This window comes from Castellaniella hirudinis (genome assembly GCF_047468865.1).
In the GTDB taxonomy this organism is placed as follows: Bacteria; Pseudomonadota; Gammaproteobacteria; order Burkholderiales; family Burkholderiaceae_B; genus Castellaniella; species Castellaniella hirudinis_A.
In genome coordinates, this window is the sequence record NZ_JBLGTV010000008.1 from 44,290 (window position 1) to 65,284 (window position 20,995).

General features: G+C 66.4%; 16 protein-coding genes. 13 read left to right on the top strand and 3 right to left on the bottom strand.

Annotation, left to right across the window (positions count from 1 at the left end; genetic code table 11):
- Positions 1-31 precede the first annotated feature (31 nt).
- From trxB to ACMHYJ_RS11055, 3 genes are read left to right on the top strand one after another with little or no spacing between them, the layout of a single operon-like run.
- Positions 32-991: a thioredoxin-disulfide reductase gene (gene trxB / locus ACMHYJ_RS11045; RefSeq protein WP_414246230.1), complete on the top strand. Its 960-nt coding sequence runs from the start codon at positions 32-34 to the stop codon at positions 989-991.
- Positions 978-1,763, top strand: coding sequence for a Smr/MutS family protein (locus ACMHYJ_RS11050; RefSeq protein ID WP_414246231.1), 786 nt, complete (start codon positions 978-980; stop codon positions 1,761-1,763). The genes trxB and ACMHYJ_RS11050 overlap by 14 nt, the downstream gene beginning before the upstream one ends.
- 51 nt (positions 1,764-1,814) lie before the next feature.
- Positions 1,815-2,147, top strand: a complete 333-nt coding sequence (locus tag ACMHYJ_RS11055) for a DMT family transporter (protein ID WP_414246232.1) — start codon at positions 1,815-1,817, stop codon at positions 2,145-2,147.
- A gap of 351 nt (positions 2,148-2,498) precedes the next feature.
- Here the strand turns inward: ACMHYJ_RS11055 and ACMHYJ_RS11060 are convergent, their stop codons facing one another.
- Complete coding sequence (locus ACMHYJ_RS11060; RefSeq protein ID WP_414246233.1) at positions 2,499-3,440, bottom strand: choline ABC transporter substrate-binding protein; 942 nt, start codon at positions 3,438-3,440, stop codon at positions 2,499-2,501.
- Positions 3,441-3,477: 37 nt separating this feature from the next.
- Positions 3,478-4,380, bottom strand: coding sequence for a LysR substrate-binding domain-containing protein (locus tag ACMHYJ_RS11065; protein ID WP_414246234.1), 903 nt, complete (start codon positions 4,378-4,380; stop codon positions 3,478-3,480).
- Between the two features lie 109 nt (positions 4,381-4,489).
- Here ACMHYJ_RS11065 and betB point away from each other — a divergent pair, with 109 nt between their 5' ends.
- The 8 genes from betB to ACMHYJ_RS11105 all read left to right on the top strand — a co-directional run bounded on the left by betB (position 4,490) and on the right by ACMHYJ_RS11105 (position 18,142).
- Positions 4,490-5,977, top strand: coding sequence for a betaine-aldehyde dehydrogenase (gene betB / locus ACMHYJ_RS11070; protein ID WP_414246235.1), 1,488 nt, complete (start codon positions 4,490-4,492; stop codon positions 5,975-5,977).
- Complete coding sequence (gene betA / locus ACMHYJ_RS11075; RefSeq protein WP_414246236.1) at positions 5,974-7,647, top strand: choline dehydrogenase; 1,674 nt, start codon at positions 5,974-5,976, stop codon at positions 7,645-7,647. Before betB ends, betA begins: the two co-directional genes overlap by 4 nt.
- Positions 7,648-7,772: 125 nt before the next feature.
- A complete protein-coding gene (locus ACMHYJ_RS11080; RefSeq protein ID WP_414246237.1) occupies positions 7,773-10,352 on the top strand; it encodes an EAL domain-containing protein in 2,580 nt (859 codons plus the stop codon).
- A 60-nt stretch (positions 10,353-10,412) separates the two neighbouring features.
- Complete coding sequence (locus ACMHYJ_RS11085) at positions 10,413-12,626, top strand: putative bifunctional diguanylate cyclase/phosphodiesterase (protein WP_414246238.1); 2,214 nt, start codon at positions 10,413-10,415, stop codon at positions 12,624-12,626.
- A gap of 8 nt (positions 12,627-12,634) precedes the next feature.
- On the top strand, positions 12,635-13,702 hold the full coding sequence (locus ACMHYJ_RS11090; protein WP_414246239.1) for a sugar ABC transporter substrate-binding protein: 1,068 nt from the start codon (positions 12,635-12,637) through the stop codon (positions 13,700-13,702).
- Positions 13,699-16,431, top strand: a complete 2,733-nt coding sequence (locus tag ACMHYJ_RS11095) for a PAS domain-containing protein (RefSeq protein WP_414246240.1) — start codon at positions 13,699-13,701, stop codon at positions 16,429-16,431. The genes ACMHYJ_RS11090 and ACMHYJ_RS11095 overlap by 4 nt, the downstream gene beginning before the upstream one ends.
- Positions 16,432-16,556: 125 nt before the next feature.
- Positions 16,557-16,895, top strand: coding sequence for a P-II family nitrogen regulator (locus ACMHYJ_RS11100; RefSeq protein WP_414246241.1), 339 nt, complete (start codon positions 16,557-16,559; stop codon positions 16,893-16,895).
- The gene (locus ACMHYJ_RS11105; protein ID WP_414246242.1) at positions 16,892-18,142 is read left to right on the top strand and encodes an ammonium transporter; all 1,251 of its coding nucleotides are present in this window, start codon (positions 16,892-16,894) and stop codon (positions 18,140-18,142) included. The genes ACMHYJ_RS11100 and ACMHYJ_RS11105 overlap by 4 nt, the downstream gene beginning before the upstream one ends.
- A gap of 10 nt (positions 18,143-18,152) precedes the next feature.
- Here ACMHYJ_RS11105 and tehB read toward each other — a convergent pair whose 3' ends face one another.
- The gene (gene tehB, locus ACMHYJ_RS11110; protein WP_414246243.1) at positions 18,153-18,719 is read right to left on the bottom strand and encodes a tellurite resistance methyltransferase TehB; all 567 of its coding nucleotides are present in this window, start codon (positions 18,717-18,719) and stop codon (positions 18,153-18,155) included.
- A gap of 77 nt (positions 18,720-18,796) precedes the next feature.
- Between tehB and ACMHYJ_RS11115 the strand changes: the two genes are divergently transcribed.
- Entirely contained in the window at positions 18,797-19,654 is an 858-nt protein-coding gene (locus ACMHYJ_RS11115) for a class I SAM-dependent methyltransferase (RefSeq protein WP_414246244.1), read from the top strand.
- 17 nt (positions 19,655-19,671) lie between these two features.
- Positions 19,672-20,940 carry an MFS transporter gene (locus ACMHYJ_RS11120; protein WP_414246245.1) on the top strand — a complete coding sequence of 423 codons (1,269 nt, stop codon included), beginning with the start codon at positions 19,672-19,674 and terminating at the stop codon, positions 20,938-20,940.
- The last annotated feature ends 55 nt before the right edge of the window (positions 20,941-20,995 follow it).

Below are 20,995 nucleotides of genomic sequence, written 5' to 3' on the forward strand. Positions count from 1 at the left end.
TGCCGGGTTGATGATGAAGGGAATTTCCGCGATGTCCACTGTAAAACACGCCAAAGTCATGATTCTGGGCTCCGGCCCGGCAGGCTACACCGCCGCGGTCTATGCGGCCCGCGCCAATTTGTCGCCGGTGCTGATCACCGGGCTGGAACAAGGCGGCCAACTGATGACCACCACCGAAGTGGACAACTGGCCCGCCGACGTGGCCGGGGTTCAGGGCCCCGACCTGATGCAGCGCTTCATGGAGCACGCCCAGCGCTTCAACACCGAAATGGTGTTCGACCATATCGCCAGCGTGGATCTGTCCAAGCGCCCGTTTTCCCTGACCGGGGACACCGGCGCCCACTACACCTGCGATGCCCTGATCATCGCCACCGGGGCCTCGGCCCAGTACCTGGGGCTGGAATCCGAGCACAATTTCATGGGTCGCGGGGTATCGGCCTGCGCCACTTGCGACGGTTTTTTCTATAAAAACCAGGACGTACTGGTGGTGGGCGGCGGCAACACCGCCGTCGAGGAAGCCCTGTACCTGTCCAACATCTGCCGCACGGTCACCTTGGTGCACCGCCGCGACAAGTTCCGCGCCGAGCCCATCCTGGTCGACAAGCTGATGGACAAGGTGGAAAACGGCAACATGCGCCTGAAGCTGTTCTACCAGCTGCAGGAAGTCCTGGGCGACGATTCCGGCGTCACCGGGGCCCGGCTGCTGAACACCCAGACCGACCAGACCGAAGACCTGGCGGTCACCGGCACGTTCATCGCCATCGGCCACAAGCCCAACACGGGCCTGTTCGAAGGCCAGTTGGCCATGGAAAACGGCTATATCACCACCCGCAGCGGCCTGCAGGGCCTGGCCACCATGACCTCCGTGCCCGGCGTATTCGCGGCGGGCGACGTGCAGGATCACGTCTATCGCCAGGCGATCACCAGCGCCGGCACGGGCTGCATGGCCGCCCTGGACGCACAGCGGTGGTTGGAGAATGAAGGACACTAAGCCTGGCCTGGCCGACCTGCGGCGGCTGCGATCCGCCCCCGTCCAGGCGGCGGCCAAGGCACAGGCCGCCGCCCGGCAGGCCGCCGCCCAGGAAGCCACGGCGGCGCGGCGGGCCAAGGCGCACCGGAAGCTGATGGCCGCCCCCGCGCCGGCGACCCGGCCGGCGACGCCGCCAGACCCCGACGATGCCGCCCAGGTGGCATCCAGCCTGGCGCCCGCCGATCGCGCCCTGTTCCGCCAGGCCATGCGCCTCGTGCAGCCCCTGCCCGACCGCGGGCCGCGCGCCCGCGCGTCCGGCCCGCGCGATCCCGACGCCGTGCTGCAAACGCGGCGCCTGCACGCCCAAGGCGAAGCCGACCCGCCCCCGCCCGCCATCCGGCCGCCCCGGCAGCGCGCCCGGCCGCCGCAGCAGGCTTTCGACCCCGAAGCCAGGCAGTTCCTGCAACCCGGCTGCGGGCCCGATCTGCTGCGCGGTCTGCAGCGCGGCAAATGGGTGGCGCAGGCCACGCTGGATCTGCACGGCAGCACCCTGGAACAAGCCTACGGACGCCTGGAAAGGTTCCTGAATTCCTGCCTGGAAAACGACATCCGCTGCATCCGCATTGTCCACGGCAAAGGTTTCGGCTCGCACCAGGGGCAATCCGTCCTGAAAACGCCCATCCGCCAGCACCTGTGCCGCCTGGCGGCGATACAGGCCTGGGCCGAATGCGGCGAACGCGACGGCGGGGCCGGCGCGGTGGTCGCCCTGCTGCGCCTGCCGCCCACCCCCTGACGCGCCCGGCGGCCCCGGCCGGCGCGCGCCACGCTTTTTTCTGGATACGCCATGAGCCCGAGCTGGATCTACCTGATTGTCGCCATCGTCGCCGAAGTCGTGGCGACCTCCGCCCTGAAAGCCTCCGACAGCTTCACCCGGCTGGTGCCGTCCGCCCTCACGGTCATCGGCTACGGCCTGGCCTTCTATCTGCTGGCCCTGGCCCTGAAGACCATCCCGGTGGGCATCGCCTACGCGGTCTGGTCGGGGGTGGGCATCGTGGCGATTGCCGTCATCGGCTATTTTGTCTTTGGCCAGGCGCTGGATACGGCTGCGCTGATCGGCATCGGCCTGATTTTAGCGGGGGTGGTCGTGCTGAATGTGTTTTCGGCCACCGGCCATTGACCCGCGCCCGACCCGGGCGGGCAGCCCAGCCACGGCCCGCCGACGCGGAACGGCGCGGAAACGGTCGGGAGTGAATCGGCGAGGAACCGGGAACGACTGACGCTGATCCTGGTCGAGCGAGCAAGGGACTCACATCCTGCCGTGGGTGCGCCCTGCCGGGCGCACCAAATAAACAGGGCCGGTGTAGAACACCGGCCCCGCCTGATTTTGATTTTTATGGGTACTGCCTACAAATGAAAGCGCCATCTACGTCGCGCCAGTGCCCAAGCAGGGCTGTCTCCTCACCTGCATGGGGTGCATTATGCAGGCTAAAGCCGCTTCCAGCACCTAGGGATGTCCCTAGGCCCTGGGTTACTCCAGCTGCAGATGCGCCCGCACCGCCGCCAAACCCGCCTGGCCGTCCCAGGTGGTGACGCCCTCCAGCCAGGCGGACAATACCTGAGGATTGCGGCGCAGCCAATCCCGCGCCGCGTCTTCGGGCTCGACCCCGTCCATGATGGGCACCATCAGCTGGTTTTCCATGTCGGTGCTGAAAACCAGCTGGCCGACCAGGCGGCCCACGTTGGGGCATTGATCCGCGTAGCCCCTGGAGACAGCGGTATAGACCTTGGCGGCGCCATAGTCCGGCCCGAAGACCTCGTCGCCGCCATCCAGGTAGTCGATCTTCTGGTTGAAATTCATCGGATGGGGTTCCCAGCCCAGGAAAACCATCCACTGGGATTGCGGCACCGCGCGCCGCAGCGTCACCAGCATCCCGGCCTCGCTGGATTCGATCAACTCGAAATCGCCCAGGCCGTACTGGTTCTCGTCGATCATTTTCTGGATCAGTAAATTGCCATCGTTGCCGGGTTCGATGCCGTAGATCTTATGGTCGAGCCGGTCGGCGAACCGGGCGATGTCCTGGAAAGTGCGCAGCCCGGCCTGATAGGCGTAATCCGGCACCGCCAGTGTGTATTTGGCGCCCTCCAGATTGGGATGCGCGAGCACGTCGATCTGCTGCTTGTCGATGAACGGCTGGGCAATGGGCGTCATGGTCGGCGTCCAGTACCCCAGGAACACATCGACCTGCCCCGTGCTCAGGCCGGTAAACAGGATCGGCACGGACGCAATCATCTTGGACGGGGTGTATCCCAAGCCGTCCAGCAGCAGGGAAGCCACCCCCGTGGTGGCGGCGACGTCCGTCCAGCCGACGTCGCCCAATTGGACTTTTTGGCAGCTGGCGGGTTCGGCGGCCACCGCGGTCGCGCCCGCCAGGGCCAAGGCCAGCGCGGCCATTGTCCGATTCAATGTCATGAGGAATCTCCTTTGAATAGTCTTTGATGGGCCGGCGTCAAACCGCGAGGGCGGCCTGCAGCCAGCGACGAAAGCCCAGGTGCCGGGGGGAAGCCTGGCTGGGCAGCGGTTCGACCAGGTAATAGCCATTGTCCGTGGTCACCGGCCGATCGAGCGCGACGACCAGATCGCCCCGCCGCAGCAAGTCTTCGACCAAAGGCACCCAGCCCAGCGCCACGCCCTGCCCTGCCACCGCCGCCTGCAAGGTCAGGGTCGAGTTGTCGAACACCATGCCGCCCCCGGCGGGCGCGGCAAGCCGGCACGCCTGGAACCAATCGTCCCAGCACAGCCAACGCGCCGGCCCCGGGCTATCCAGGTGCAACAACGTGGCGCGCCCCAGCGCGGCGGGGTCTGGCCACGGCCCCACGCGATCCCGATACGCCGGGCTGCACACCGGCAGCACGGTTTCCGCAAACAACAGGTCGGCCTGACAGCCATCCCACTGGCCGGGCCCGAAGGCGATGGCGAAATCCACCAGGGGACTCAGCACATCGAAATCCTCCTCGGAAGTCAGCAGGCGGATTTCCAGGCCCGGCACCTGGCGCAGCAGGTCGGGCAGGCGCGGCATCAGCCAGTACGTGGCAAAGCAAAAATCGGACGCCACCGTAAAAGCCGCCCGCGTGCGATGCGCGCGGATTTTCTCGGTGACGGCCTCCAGGGTGCGCGTGCACTGGCGGACGGCGTCCAGCAGTTCGGCCCCCGGCGGGGTGATGCTGACCCCCCGATGCCGGCGGGTGAACAAAGGCACCCCCAGGTCGCGTTCGACCTGCCCGATCCGGTGACTGACCGCAGGCTGCGTGGTGCCGAGTTCCCGCGCGGCGGCGCTGAAACTCTGCAGCCGGGCGGCGGACTCGAAAAACACCAGGGCCTCCAGCGGAGGCAGGCGTTTCAGTTTAGACATAAATTTGCCTTATGCATGAATCGAACGGATCCGGATGCGGCAGAAGGATGGTCAGGACGGGATCAGTTATAGTATAAACAGATTTAATCACTGAACCAGATTGATTTTGATGCCTACCCCTGTACAGCTGCAGTCTTACGTCCATGGCACCTACTGCCAGACAGACGCCCGGGACACCCTGCCATCCATCAACCCAGCTAATGGGAAAATACTTGCGCACGCCCCGGTCGCCACCGCCGGGGACATCGACCACGCCGTGGCGTCGGCCACCCGGGGACAAGCGGCCTGGGCCGCCATGACCGCCGCCGAGCGGGCGCGCATCCTGCTGCGCGCCGTAGCGCTGCTGCGCGCCCGCAACGACGCGCTGGCCCGCCTGGAAACCCTGGAAACCGGCAAACCCCTGAGCGAAACCGCCAGCGTCGATATCCACACCGGCGCGGACGTGCTGGAATACTTCGCCGGCCTGGCCCCCGCGCTGGAAGGCGCGCACATTCCCCTGCGCGAGACCGCCTTCGCCTACACCCGGCGCGAGCCCCTGGGGGTATGCGCCGGCATCGGCGCGTGGAACTATCCGATCCAGATCGCGCTGTGGAAATCCGCCCCCGCCCTGGCGGCCGGCAATGCCATGGTCTTCAAGCCCAGCGAGATCACCCCGTCCAGCGCGCTGAAGCTCGCCGAAATCTACACCGAGGCCGGCCTGCCCGACGGGGTCTTCAACGTTGTGCTGGGCGATGCCCGCACCGGGGCGCTATTGAGCGCGCACCCGGGCATACAGAAAATCTCTTTTACCGGCAGCGTGCCCACCGGCAAAAAGGTGCTGGCCCAGGCGGCGGGCGCCCGCCTGAAAATCAGTACCCTGGAACTGGGCGGAAAATCCCCGCTGATCATCTTCGACGATGCCGACCTGGACCGCGCCGCCGACATCGCGCTGATGGCCAATTTCTTCAGCAGCGGCCAGGTATGCACCAACGGCACCCGCGTGCTGGTGCAAAAAAGCGTGCAAGCCGAACTGGAAGCCCGCATCGTGCAGCGCCTGGCCTACATTCGGGCCGGCGATCCCCTGGCCCCGGAAACCAACTTCGGCCCCCTGGCCAGCCAGGCCCAGATGGACAAAACCCTGCGCTATATCCAGCAGGCGCGATCCCAGGGCCTGCGCCTGCTGGCCGGCGGCGGGCGCATCGACACGCCGGCCTGCCGCCAGGGCTATTTCGTCCAGCCCACGGTATTCACCGACTGCCCGGACGATTGCGACCTGGTGCGCGACGAAATCTTCGGCCCCGTCATGGCCATCCAGCCCTTCGACACAGAAGCGGAAGCCATCCGCCGCGCCAATCACACCGCCTACGGCCTGGCCGCCGGGGTGGTCACGCAGCAGCTGGCGCGCGCCCACCGCGTGATCCATGCCCTGCAGGCCGGTATCTGCTGGATCAACACCTGGGGCGAATCCCCCGCCGCCGTCCCCGTGGGCGGCTACAAGGACTCGGGCCTGGGCCGTGAAAACGGCATCATGACGCTGCACAGCCATACCCAGGTCAAGTCCATCCAGGTCGAACTGGGCGATTTCGTTTCCGTTTTTCAAAAGGCCCCCATGCTATGAGCAGACCGCAGGACTACGACTACATCATCGTCGGGGCGGGTTCCGCCGGCAACGTGCTGGCCCTGCGCCTGAGCGCAGACCCCAATGTCTCGGTGCTGCTGCTGGAAGCCGGCGGCCCCGACTACCGCTTCGATTTCCGCACCCAGATGCCGGCGGCCCTGGCCTATCCCCTGCAGGGGCGACGCTACAACTGGGCCTACGAAACCGAACCCGAGCCCCATATGGACGGGCGGCGCATGAGCTGCGGCCGCGGCAAAGGTCTGGGCGGCTCATCCCTGATCAACGGCATGTGCTATATCCGCGGCAACGCCCTGGATCTGGATCACTGGGCGCAGCGCCCCGGCCTGGCGCACTGGGCCTACCTGGACTGCCTGCCATACTATCGCCGGGCGGAAAACCGCGACATCGGCGCCAATGACTACCACGGGGCAGGCGGCCCCCTGGAAGTCTGCACCCCGAAACCGGGCAACAACGCACTGTTCCACGCTCTGGTCGACGCGGGCGTGCAAGCCGGCTATGCCCGCACGGACGATCTCAACGGCTACCGTCAGGAAGGCTTCGGCCCCATGGATCGCACCACGACACCCCGGGGGCGGCGGGCCAGCACGGCGCGCGGCTACCTGGATCGCGCCCGTGACCGGGCGAACCTGACCATCCGCACCCATGCGCTGACCGAGCGGGTGCTGCTGGACGGCAAGACCGCCTATGGCGTCAGCTACCAGCACCGGGGCGTCCCGCACCAGGCCCACGCCCGGCGCGAGGTTCTGCTTTGCGGCGGCGCCATCGCCTCGCCCGCGCTGCTGCAGCGCTCGGGCATCGGCCCGGCGGCGATCCTGCGGGCGGCCGGGGTGGCCCTGCACCACGAACTGCCCGGCGTCGGGGCCCGGCTGCAGGATCACCTGGAAATCTACATGCAATACGCCTGCACCCAGCCGGTCTCGCTATATCCCGCCCTGCTGTGGCGCAACCAGCCCGGCATCGGCGCCCAATGGCTATGGTCCGGCACAGGCATCGGCGCCAGCAACCATTTCGAGGCCGGCGGCTTCATCCGCACCCGCGACGATGCGGCCTGGCCGAACATCCAATACCATTTCCTGCCCGTCGCCGTGAATTACGACGGCAGCGGGGCCATCCTGGAGCACGGGTTCCAGGCCCACGTGGGCACCATGCGCTCGCGCAGCACGGGACAGGTTCAGGTGGTGTCCGCCAATCCCGCCCAGGCGCCGCGCATCCAATTCAACTACATGGCCCACCCGGAGGATTGGCAAGACTTGCGCGCAGCCATCCGCATCACCCGGGACATCATGCGGCAACCCGCCCTGGCGGCCTACTGCGGGCGGGAAATCAGCCCGGGCGCCGTGGCGCAGACCGACGCCGAACTGGACGCCTTCATCCGCCGGCACGGAGAAACCGCCTACCATCCCTGCGGGTCGTGCGCCATGGGCGAGGACGAGCACGCCGTGGTGGACGGGCGCGGCCGTGTGCACGGCGTACAGCACTTGCGGGTCATCGACGCCGCCATCATGCCGCGCATCATCACGGGCAACTTGAACGCCACCACCATCATGATGGCCGAGAAGCTGGCCGACGACATCCTGGGCCATGCGCCGCTGCCGCGCGCCGACGTCCCTTATCATGTCGCCAACGGCCCAAGCCGCGGCGCGGCCTGAGCGCCCGCCCCCCACCGCCATACGGGCTTTCCCTGCCGGCCCCCATCAGCCGCCATGTTGACCGTTATACTTGATTGAACCAAGAATCAATCATCAGGCAACCAGCAGGGCAATGGGGGGTCCTCATGAATCAGACGCAGCGGTCAAAGCCGGGCCATGCACGGCCGCCCTCCTCTGCTGCCGATATCCAGCGGCTGCAAGCCACCATCAAGCAACTGGAACACTCCGAACGCCTGCAGCGCGCCCTGTTCGACATCGCCAACACGACGGCCTCGGGGCTGGACATGCAAAGCCTGCTGAAGCGGCTGCACGGCATCATCGCCCAGCTGATGTACGCCGAGAACTTCTTCATCGCGCTGCACAACCCGTTGCGGCAAACCCTCCGCTTCATTTATTTCGCCGACACCCGCGACGGCCAGTATTATTCGCCCAATCAGGTATTCACCACCCAGGAGCTGGCCAATACCATCACCTTGCGGCTCATCCGGCATGGCCAGCCCATGCGGGGCCAATCCGATGCCATCGCCAGCAGCCTCGGGCTGCACCCCCGGCAGCGGGTGGGCACGCCGTCGACGGACTTCATGGGGGTGCCCATGCTGCGCAACGGCGAAGTGCTGGGCCTGCTGGCGGTTCAGAGCTACGAACCCGGGCAGTCCTACACGGCGGCCGACCAGGACGTGCTGGCCTTCGTGGCGGAACACGTCCTGAACGCGGTCGAACGCAAATTGGGCCACGAGGCGCTGGAACACCGAGTCGCCGAGCGCACCCGCGAACTGGCCCTGGCCAACGCCCAGCTGAAAGAACAAATCCAAGAGCGCGAACGCGCCGCGCACCTGCAAACCACGCTGTACCGCATCGCCGCCCTGAGCCACAACCAAGACACCCAGGAAAATTTCTACCGCAACATCCATGCGGCGGTCGGCGAACTGCTGAACGCCACGAACTTCGTCATCGCCCTGGTCAGCGAAGACGGAAAAAACCTGGAATTCCCCTATTACGTCGATCACTCGGGCACCCTCCTCAGCGCGCGCCCCATGAGCAAAGGGATGAGCGAATACGCCATCCGCCGCGCCGAGACCCTGCTGCTGGACAACCACCAGATCGACCTGCTGATCGCGCAGGGCGAAGTCGACGCCTCGACCTATGGCGCGCCAGCCAGCAGTTGGCTGGGCGCGCCGCTGCTGGGGCCCCACGGGGTGATGGGCGTCGTGGTCGTGCAAAGCTACCAGCCCGACATGCACTACACCCCGCAAGACGCCGACCTGCTGACTTTCGTGTCGTACCAGATCGCCAGCACCCTGCAGCGGCGCCTGCAGGACGAAGCCTTGCAGGCGCTGAACGCCCAGCTGGAACAGCGCGTGCTGGAACGCACCCAAGAACTGCGCAAGCAAATCAATGTGCGTGAACAGGCCCAGCGGCAACTTCGGCACCAGGTGATGCATGACCCCCTGACCGGGCTGCCCAACCGCCTGTACCTGCGCAACCATCTGGATCAGGCCCTGGCCCGGCAGCACATCGACCCGACGCAGGGCTTTGCGCTGCTGTATCTGGACGTGGATCGGTTCAAGCTGTTCAACGACAACCTCGGGCACCTGACGGGCGACGCCGTCCTGAAGGCCGTTGCCGAGCGCCTGGCCGGCTGCGTGCGCTCCCCCGACATCCTGGGGCGCCTGGCCGGCGACGAATTCGCGATTCTCCTGAACAATTGCCCGCGGGCCGAAACCGCCAGCAGGGTGGCCCAGCGCATCCAGACCCGCATGGAAGCCGCCATCCGGGCCGACGACCGGCTGCTGCACGTTTCCATCAGTATCGGCATTGCCATGAGCACCCCCGACTATCAAACGGTGGATCAGCTGCTGCACGACGCCGATACGGCCCTGTACCAGGCCAAACTGACGGGCAGGCAGCGCTTCGTGCTGTTCGACAAACACATCCAGACCGCCGCCATGAACGTGCTGGATCTGGAACAGCAAATGCGCACCGCCCTGGACGAGGCGCAGTTCGTGCCGTATTTCCAACCGATCGTCAGCCTGAACGACGGCATCGTGACGGGATACGAAGCCCTGATCCGCTGGCGACACCCGGAGCGCGGGCTGTTGAGTCCGGCGGCTTTCCTGCCCGCCGCCGAAGCCACGGGCCTGATCGAGGCCATCGACTGGCACATGTACCAGCTGGCGCTGACGGCGGCGGTGCCGCTACTGGGCCAGAACCGCATCCTCAACATCAATATTTCCCCGCGCCACTTCCAGAACCGGCACTTTTTCAACCGGCTTCTGAATCTGCTGGAGCGCACCGGCGTCCACTGCCACCAGCTGTGCATCGAGGTCACAGAAGGCACGCTGCTGTCCGACCCCGCCGGAACGGGCAAAATCCTGCAGGCCATCAGCGAAACCGGCATCCGCATCGCGCTGGACGACTTCGGCACGGGCTATTCCTCACTCAGCCACGTGCACCAGTTTCCGATCAAGACCTTGAAAATCGACCGCTCATTCATCACGCCGCTGGGGACGGGGCAGCCGCAGCGCAGCTCGGCCATTGTCGCGGCGGTTCTGAGCCTGGCCGCGTCATTGGCCCTGAGCGTCGTCGCCGAAGGCGTGGAAACCGACGCCCAGCGCGACAAACTGCGGGCCATGGGCTGCGACCGCGCCCAGGGATACTTATTCGGCCGCCCCGCGCCCGCGACGGCCTACGAAACGCCGGCTTGACAGGAACGGGCCGGTGCAGCAAGATTTTGCAAGGCAGGCCATAACAATAATGGAGACGACATGGTGGCTGAACGCGAGGACGATGCTTTCACCTTCATGGAAGAAACCGCCAACCCGGACACCCTTTCACCCGCCCACGCCTGGCAGATCCTGCTGGTCGACGACGAGCCCGACGTCCACGCAGCCACGACGCTGGCCCTGAAAAACACAGAAATCGAAGGCCGCCCCCTGGCCTTCAGCCACGCGTATTCGGCCCAACAGGCGCTGGCGCTGCTGCGGCAGCGCGACGATTTTTCCGTCGCCCTGGTCGATGTGGTGATGGGCCGCAACGACGAAGGCCTGCAACTGGTGCGGGAAATCCGCGAAGATCTGGCCAACCCGGCCATCCGCATCATTCTGCGCACCGGCCAGCCCGGGTACGCCCCCGAGATCGACACCATCCGCCTGTACGACATCAACGACTACAAGACCAAATCCGAACTCACCCAAGTCAGGCTCTTCACCAGCCTGACCATGGCGGTGCGGTCCTACGCCCAGATCCGGCAGCTGGAATCCAGCCGCCGCGGGCTGGAACAAATCCTCGCGGCCACCACCCAACTCAGCAAGCCCGCCGGCCTGAAAAAATTCGCCAGCGGGCTGGCCACCCAATTGTGCGCCCTGCTGCAGGTCAAGGAAGAATGCCTGGTGTGCGCCTCCATGCCGGAACCCGGCACCCCTTCCTACGTGCTGGCCGCCGCCGGGTGCTATGACAACTGGATCGGCATGGCCCTGCAGGACATCCCGGATCAGCGGGTCAAATCCCATCTGCTGCAGGCGCTCGACACGCAGCGGCACCATTTCAGCGACGGGGTCAGTCTGTACTTTCCCGGCAAGGGCACGCAGGCCCTGGCGGCCTTCGTCGATATCCCGGGCTCCTTGCAAGACCTTGAACGCGGCCTGCTGGAAGTCTTCTGCAGCAACCTGGCCGTGGCCTTCGAGAACCTGCAGCTCTACCTGGACATCAACGACCTGGCCTACCTGGATGCCCTGGTCAACCTGCCCAACCGCAATGCCTTGGTCGCGGCCATCGACCGCCGGCTACCCGGCAAGGATGCCGTCGCCCTGCTGGATCTGGATAATTTCGCCGACATCAACAGCATCCTGGACGACAGCTACGGCGACGCGGTGCTGCAAATGGCCGCCCAGCGGCTGCGCAACAGTTTCCCCGCCGACACCATGGTGGCGCGCCTGGGCAGCGACCTGTTCGGCCTGTACGGGCCCGCCAGCCAATTGACGCCCCAGCGCATCGCGCAGGTGTTCGCCACGCCCATCGAAATGCCCGCGGGCGAGCCGCTGCGGCTGTCCGCCACGGCCGGGCTGGTTCAGCTGCACCACGACCCGCAGCCCGGCGTCGCCATCCTGAAAAACGCCGGGGCGGCGCTCAAGCAAGCCAAGCGCTTCCAGCGCGGCAAAGCCATGGTGTTCGAGGCCACCCAGGCCGACGCGGCCCGCGACCGCATCCAATTGCTGAACCGCCTGCGCGCCTCGTTCTCCGAAGAACGCCTGTTCCTGAACTTCCAGCCCTTCGTCAACCTGCACGATGGCCGGGTCGTGGGCGCCGAGTGCCTGCTGCGCTGGAAAACCCCTGACGGCCAATTCATCCCCCCGGATCGCTTCATCCCGCTGGCCGAGCAGTCCGGCCTGATGATCCCGATCGGCGAGTGGGTCTTCAGCACCGCCCTGAAATGGCGCAAAAGCCTGGGCCATCTCGTCGAGCCCGATTTCCGGGTGGCCGTCAACGTGTCCCACGTGCAGTTTGCCGAACCCGAGTTCGTCCTGCGCTTCCTGGGCATCCTGGACGCCGTCGGCGTCCCCGGCGCACAGGTGGAAATCGAGCTCACCGAATCCGTGGCCATCGGCAACATCAACCGCCTGGCCAGCCGGCTGGACGCGCTGCGGGCACGGGGCATCAGTGTCGCCATGGACGACTTCGGCACGGGATACTCCTCCCTGAGCGTCATCCAACGCCTGCGGCTGGATCGCCTGAAGATCGACCGCAGCTTTGTCAGCGGCGACCAAGGCCCGGACGACAGCTTCGACATCGCCCGCACCGTGATCGCCCTGGCGCGCCACCTCCAGGTGGCCACCATCGCCGAAGGCATCGAGACCGAGGCCCAGCGCCTGGCGCTGCTGGCCGCCGGCTGCGACGAAGGCCAGGGCTATCTGTTCTCGCGTCCACTGGACGCCGAGGCATTCAGGCAGTGGCTCATCCAACAGGCGGCCGACAGCCGCTAGGGGATACGATGATCTCCCGGCGCGCCCTACAGGTATCGATGCTGCTGGCGGGGCTGGCCCCCTGGCTGGGCGTCCGGGCCGCGCCCGCCGGCAAAGCCTGGCGGGTCGGGGCGCTGTACTGGTCATCCACCATTGCCGGCCAGGTGGCCATGCGCCAGGGGCTGGAGACCCGGATCGCCGACCTGAACCGGGCGGCGCAACAGGCAAACACCCCGGAAATCCACCTGCACCCCCGGGTGGCCGGCGATGGCCCGGACGGCATCACGCGCCAGATCGAACATATGCAGGCCATGGTGGCGGCCGGGCTGGACGCCCTCATCGTCCAGCCCACCGACAACGCCGCCCTGGCCGCTCCCCTGGCCGCCGCCAATCTGGCGGGCATCCCGGTCATCGCCTACGATCAATACATCAGCACCGGAACCCTGGCCGCCTACATCTCCTCCGATAATTACCAAGCGGGATACCTGGCCGGAGAATACCTGGCCAGCACCTTCAGGGTCGGCACGACGATCCGTCTGGTGCTGGTGGAATATCCCGCCGTTTCCTCCACGGTCGAACGGCTCAATGGCTTTCTGGACGGCCTGAAAGACCGGCGGCGCGCTTTCCAGATCGTCCGCTCCTATCGGGCCGTCACGCCGGCGGCGGGACGGGTGGCGGGACGGCTGATCCTGCAGGATTTCCCCGACACCGGCAGCATCGACGCCATTTTCGCCGTCAACGACGGCGCGGGGCTGGCGGTCGTCGAGACATTGGCGCGGGCGGGACGCCACGAAATCGGCATCGCCACCATCGACGGCGACCCGGCCGCCCTGCCCTATATCCGGGCGGGCAGCCTGCTGCGCATCGACGTCGCGCAGTTCTGCGGCCCCTTGGGCGCCCAGGTGGCGGACACACTCCACGATCTCCTGCGGGGCCGGGCCGTTCCGGCCCGCATCCTCATCCCCACTTTCCCGATCACGCAAGACACGCTGCCCCGATATCCCGGCTGGGCCGGCCCCATCCCCGCCGCATTCAAAAAACACTGGGCCTCCAGCGACCCTGTCTGGCATGGCGCTTCCGCCCGGACGCCGCCATGAAAGCGCCGCGCCGCAACACGGACCGCAGGCTGGATTTTTCCACCATCGACCGGCGCATGGCGCTGGCCTTCGGCCTGCTGATTCTGGGCCTGATGCTGGCTGTGTCCCTGGCCATCGGCTGGTACGTGCGCACCGCGGCCGAGCGGGAACAAAACCGCCTGGTCACCCTGACGACCCAGCTGCTGTCCGACGCCGTCGGCCGGGTCAGTTTCTCCGGTCAGTACCAGGTGCAGCTGTTGCTGGACAAGATCGCCCGGGAACAAAGCGGCATCGCCTATGTGCGCTTGATCGACACCCAGGGCCGCATCGTGGCCGACAGCCACCCGCTTCCCAACGCCCGCACGCACCTGCCCTCCCGCGAATTCGCCCGCCTCGCCCCTTTGCTGCAAGCCGGCGCCGTCCCGCAGATCCGCCTGCAGACCCTGGAAGACGGCCAGCCCGTGCGGGAGGTCAGCCTGGCCTACCGGGGCGGCTTCAACAATGAATTCCAGGGCATCATGCAAGTGGGAATTTCCGGCGCGCGGCAGGACACCGCCATGCGCGACGATCTGTTCTACGTGGCCGGCCTGCTGGGCGCCCTGCTGCTGGCCGGCATCCTGGCCACCCTGGCCGTCAGCCGGCATTTCGGCCGGCCCGTTCGCCAATTGGCCGCCAACATGGCGGATCAGCGCCACCGCCTGGGCGAAATCCTGGACGCCCTGGGGGCCGGCACCTGGGAATGGAACCTGGCCACCAACCAGGTGCAAGTCAATCAAGAATGGGCGCGCATCAGCGGATACCTGGGCGACGCGGCCCAGCCCATCACCAAGGAAAACATCCAGGACCAGTGCCATCCAGACGATGTGGCGCTTTTCCAGCACGCCCTGGATGCCCATCTGTCCGGCCAGGCGGCCGGCTATCTATGCGAATACCGCATCCTCCACCCGGACGGGCAGACGGTCTGGGTGCTCGACAGCGGGCAAATCGTCCAGCGCGACGACCAGGGCCGGCCCGTCCGCATGGCGGGGGCGCGCTTCGACATCACCGACAGACGCCGGGCGGAACAGGAATTCCACCAGGAAAGCGAACGCTTCCGCGCACTGGCGAAGGCGTCGGGCACCGGCGTCTGGGAATGGGACGCCAACACCGGCCATCTGTGGTGCAGCCCGGAATACTTCAGCATGCTGGGCCGCGACCCCGCCGACTACGCGGATCTGCCGCAACAAAACCTGAACGCCGCCTGGAAAGCCCTGCTGCACCCGGACGACCGCGCGCGCGCCACGCGCAGTTTCAGCGAATACCTGGCCTCTGACTTGACCAGCCTGTACGAAAACGAATTCCGCCTGGCCCACGCGGACGGCTCCTGGATTTGGGTGTGGTCGCGCGGCAGCACCCTGCGGGATGCCGAAGGCCGCCCCACGTCCCGCACCATCGGCACCCATATCAACGTCGACGCCCTGAAGCAAACCGAAAACCGCCTGCGGGAAAGCCAGGAACGCCTGCAGCTGATCAGCAACAACATCCCCAACTGCATGGTGTTCCAGGTCGACTGCGGCCCCTCGGGCGCAAGCCGGCGGTACACCTACGTCAGCGAAGGCGTCGAAACCCTGCACGGCGTCCAGGCCGCGGCGGTGCTGCAAGACCCGGATCTGATCCGGCGGCAGCTCAACCCCGCCGACCAGGCCATGATCGAGGCCCACGAGCGGCAGTGCCTGGAAAATCTGGATACGTTCAAAGTCGAAGTGCGCGCCACCCTGCCGGACGGACGCCAGCACTGGTCCCTGATTGTCTCCTCGCCCAGGCGGCTGTCCAACGGGCACCTGGTCTTCGACGGCATCGAACTGGATGTCACGGCGCGCAAGCTGCGCGAGCAGGAGATCGAACGCCTGAACAGCAGCCTGGAACAAAGAGTCCAAGAGCGCACCAAGACCCTGCGCGCCACCCTGGATCGGCTGCGCCACACCCAGGATGAACTGCTGCAAAGCGAAAAACTGGCCTCGCTGGGCGCCCTGGTGGCGGGGGTCTCGCACGAGCTCAACACCCCGATCGGCAATGCCGTGACCGTGGCCTCCACGCTGGTGGATACGCACCGGCGCTTTCGCCGCCAGACCGAAACCGGGCTGACCCGCAGCGCGCTGGCCGGCTACCTGGAAGACGTCGAAGAAGGCGGGCGGATCATCGAACGCAACCTCAGCCGCGCCGCCGAGCTGATCGGCAGTTTCAAGCAACTGGCGGCCGACCAGGCCAGCGACCAACGCCGCGCCTTCGACCTGCACAGCGTGGTGGACGAAGTCATCATGGCGATGCAGCCCGCCGTGCGCAAAACCCCCATCCAGCTCACCAGCGACGTGCCCCCGGGGCTGATGATGGACAGCTACCCCGGCCCGCTGGGCCAGGTCTTGATGAACCTGATCAACAACGCGCTGATCCACGCATTCGAAGGCCGCCAGAGCGGCAATATCCTGCTGGATCTCGACCTCGCCAAGCCGGCCGGCAGCATTGTCCTGATCGTGCAGGACGATGGCTGCGGCATCCCCGAGGCCAATCTGAAGCGCATTTTCGACCCCTTCTTTTCCACCCGGCTCAATCAGGGCGGATCGGGCCTGGGCCTGCACATTACGCATACCCTGGTCACCGGCCTGCTGGGCGGACGCATCCGGGTGGACAGCACGCCGCAAAAAGGCACCCGGTTCACCCTGACGCTGCCCCTGCGGGCCCCCGCCAGCCCCCGGCACCGGCCGGCGCGCTGATGTGCCGATATGCTGTCCGGCTCACCGGGCAGCATATCGGGACTGCGCCGCCGGTGGATGCCGGGCAAGGGTTGGCATGGTTTTTGCTTGATTTCTTCTGAACCCAACACTCAGGAGAAATCCGCATGAAACTGGTCATTGCCATTATCAAGCCATTCAAGCTGGACGAGGTGCGAGAGGCCCTCTCCGCCATCGGCGTGCAAGGCGTCACCGTGACCGAAGCCAAAGGTTTCGGCCGTCAAAAGGGCCACACGGAGCTTTACCGGGGCGCGGAATACGTGGTCGATTTCCTGCCCAAGGTCAAGATCGAAATTGCCCTGGAAGACGCGCAAGTCGCGCCGGTGGCCGAGGCCATCGAGGCGGCGGCCCGCACCGGGAAAATCGGCGACGGCAAGCTGTTTATCCTGCCGCTGGAACAAGCCATCCGTATCCGCACGGGTGAAACCGGACAGGGGGCGCTATGAACCCGGCCGCCATTTTGCCCGACTCCGGCGATACCGCCTGGATGCTGACCGCCACGCTGCTGGTCATCCTGATGACGCTGCCGGGCCTGGCCTTGTTCTACGGCGGCCTGGCCCGCAGCAAGAACATGCTGTCCATTCTGGTGCAGGTCTTCACCATTTTCGCGCTCATCAGCCTGCTGTGGGGCCTGTATGGCTACTCCCTGAGCTTCAGCGGCACAGGCTTGTTCTTCGGCGACTTCGCGCGTCTCGGGCTGCGGGGCATCACGCCCGACACGCTGTCCGGCGTCCTGCCCACCGTGCCGGAATATGTTTTCGTCGCCTTCCAGGGCACATTCGCGGCCATTACCGTGGCGCTGATCGTGGGGGCCTTCGCCGAGCGCATCCGCTTCTCGGCCGTGCTCCTTTTTTCCATTCTGTGGTTCAGCTTCAGCTACATCCCCCTGGCCCACATGGTCTGGGGCGGCGGCCTGCTGGCCGAAGACGGCGCGCTGGATTTCGCTGGCGGCACGGTCGTGCACATCAACGCCGGGGTCGCCGCCCTGGCCGGGGCCTGGTTCGTCGGGCCGCGCATTGGCTACGGCAAAGAAGCCATGATGCCCCACAGCTTGACCCTGACCATGGTGGGGGCCTCGCTGCTATGGGTCGGCTGGTTCGGCTTCAATGCCGGGTCGGCGGGCGCGGCCTCCGGCCTGGCGGGCCTGGCTTTCATCAACACGGTACTGGCGGCCGCCGCCGCCACGCTGGCCTGGCTGGGCGGCGAATGCCTGCAAAAACACAAGCCGTCCATGCTGGGGGCGGCCACGGGGGCGGTCACCGGCCTGGTGGCCATTACCCCGGCCGCCGGCTTCGTCGGCCCGCTGGGGGCGATCTTGCTGGGCGCGCTGGCAAGCCCGATCTGCCTGTGGGGCGTCAGCGGCCTGAAACGCCTGCTGAAAGCCGACGATGCCTTCGATGTGTTCGGCGTGCATGGCCTGGGCGGCATGGTCGGGGCCATCCTGACCGGCATCCTGGCCGCCCCGGCGCTGGGCGGCACCGGCGGGCCGAACCCGGATACGTTCAGCATGGGCCACCAGGTCTGGGTGCAGTGCAAAAGCGTGCTGATCACGCTGGTCTGGTCGGGCGCGGTGGCTTGCCTGGCCTATTGGGCCGCCGCACGGCTGACCGGCCTGCGCGTGCCCGAAGACGACGAGCGCAGGGGCCTGGACATCGGGTCGCACGGAGAAAGCGCCTACAACATCCAGGCGTAGGGTGATTGGCCTAGGCGGGTTTGCGCGCCAGCAGCGTGGCAAACCGCAGCCGGGCCCCATTGTGCATGGTGCCCACGTCTTCGTTGTACTTGGTGCGTTCCCATCCCTGGTAGGCGGCATCCAGCTGGCCGGGCCCGAAGGTGAAGGGGAAATTCATGGGGCAGGGATAGTCGGGGGTATCCATGGCGCAGACAATCAGGTTGTAGCCGCCGGCCCGGGTGTGTTGCCGCATATCGGCCAGCACGGCATCCACCCGGGACGGGTCGATGAACATCAGGGTGACGGTGCAGACGATGAAATCGTAATCGGCATCCAGGCGGGCGGTGCCGATGTCATACTGGCGCGGGGTGACGGCATCCAGGCCTTCCTGGTCGATGATAAACTGCAAATGCCCCAACGCATTCGGGTTGGTGTCCACCGCGGTGACCACAAAGCCGCGCTGCCCCAGGTACAGGGCGTTGCGCCCGCTGGAACACCCCATGTCCAGGGCGGCGCCCGGCGGGACGACCTGGCAGGCCGAGACCACTTCGCTGTGGGCCGGGTTCAGCCCGTATTTTTGATTCAAATCGACTGCCATGAAGCTTCCTTGTTCCGTTTGCCGCCCAGTGTAGACCAGGCCCGAGAAAACCAGCCGGATAACCCTAAAGCAAGGCCATGAACCCATCCGAATACTTCAGCCAGCGGCTGGACAGCAAACAGCCCGACCTGGCGCGGCAGGCCCAGGCCTGGGATCGCAGGGCCGAGGAAGTCGGCGCCTTCACCGTGGCCCGGGACGACATGGCCCTGCATCTGGTGCGGCAGCACATGGATTTGTCCGGCAAGGCCGTGCTGGACATCAGCTTTGGCGCGGGACGCCATCTGCTGGAATTCCTGCGCCAGGGCGCCCGGATCAGCGGGGTGGAAATCTCCGCGGGCATGGTGGCGCAAGCGCATCGCAAACTGCGGGCCAGCGGCCTGCCCTATCCGCCGGACAACCTGGTGCAATCGGCCTGGGAAACCCTGGATCTGTCCACGCGGGGCTGGGATCAGGCCTTCGACCTAGTGTTCCTGCACAAGAGCCCGGCGATTTCCAGCGTGGCGATGCTGAAAAAAGTCCTGCAGGCCAGCCGGCAGGCCGTCTGCATCAGCCTGTACACCCACCGCGAAGACAGCCTGCTGCAAGATTTACTGCTGGGCTTCGGCCTGATGCGCGATCCCGGCGGCATTCGGGTCGCCGACGACCTGCTGGCGATTTTCAATCTGCTGTATGCCTGGGGCTACCTGCCTCAGCTGCAGTTTGAAGAACACAGCAAGACCAGCCGGCACGACCCGGATCGGATCGTGGATCGCTATGCCAGCTGGCTGTGGCGCGGGGCCGACTGCACCGAAACGCGCCGCCGGGCGCTGCGCGACACCCTGCGCCACCGGGCCGTGGACAGCAAGGTCGACACCCGGCACCGCGACATCGTGGGGCATCTGCTGGTGGATGTGCGGCGCCGCCAGCCCGGCGCAGGGTTCGATGACCATGTTTGACGCCGGAATCGAGTGACATGCCACTGAAAACAACAGGCTCGGGCGAACCGCCGGCAGACCAGCCAAAACCAGCCCGCGCCGGCCGCAGGGCGGGCTGGCGGGCGGTGCCCGGCAGCGTCTGGGCGCTCGGCTTCGTTTCCATGCTGATGGATATTTCGTCCGAGATGATCCATGCGCTGCTGCCCCTTTACATGGTCGCGGTGCTGGGCACGCCAGTGCTTGCCGTCGGGCTGATCGAAGGCATTGCCGAATCAACCGCCTCCATGGCCAAGGTTTTTTCCGGCGCATTGAGTGACCGGCTCGGCAAACGCAAGCTGCTGGCGGCGTTGGGCTATGGTCTGGCGGCGTTGACCAAGCCGGTGTTCCCCCTGGCCGACACATTGGGCTGGCTGATCGGCGCCCGCTTCGTGGATCGCATCGGCAAGGGCATACGCGGGGCGCCGCGCGACGCGCTGGTGGCCGATGTCACGCCGCCGGCCTTGCGCGGCGCCGCCTACGGTCTGCGGCAAACCCTGGACGTCGTCGGCGCGTTCACCGGGCCGCTGCTGGCCATGGGCCTGATGTGGCTCACGGCCAGCCATTTTCAAACGGTCTTCTGGATTGCCGTCATCCCGGCATTCCTGGCTGTCGGCGTCTTGCTGGCCTTTGTGCGCGAGCCCCGGCAACCAAGCGCCCCACGGCCACGCGCCCCGCTGTCACGCGCCGCAATGACCCGTCTGGGGGCAGGCTACTGGCAGGTGGTGGGCATCGGGGTGCTTTTCATGCTGGCCCGTTTCAGTGAAGCCTTCCTGATCCTGCGGGCCAGCGACGCCGGGCTTTCCCCCATGTCGGCCCCTCTGGTTCTGGTTTTGATGGGGATTGCGTTTTCCTTGTCCGCCTACCCGGCCGGCGCGCTTTCAGATCGCGTCAATCGCCTGGCCGTCCTGGCCATCGGCCTGGGGCTGCTGCTGATGGCCGACCTGGTGCTGGCCTTTGTCCCGGGGCTGGCCGGGCTGACCCTGGGCGTCGTGTTGTGGGGGCTGCACCTGGGCTTCACGCAAGGCGTATTCAGCGCCCTGATCGCAGACAGCGGCCCGGCCGAACTACGCGGCACCGCCTTCGGCGTCTTCCATCTGCTGACCGGATTGGCCCTGCTGCTGGCCAGCATCATCGCAGGGGCCTTGTGGGACGCCTGGGGCTACCGCGGGACATTTCTGTGCGGGGCGATGTTCGCCGCCTTGACGCTGTTGGGATTGGCGGCGCTGCGGCGGCGCGGACGAAAGCCCGGGCACAATGCCTGGGCATGAAACACCTGCAAACCTGTGCGGAATGCGGGTTTTGCGTACTCCCCCCGCCGGCGAC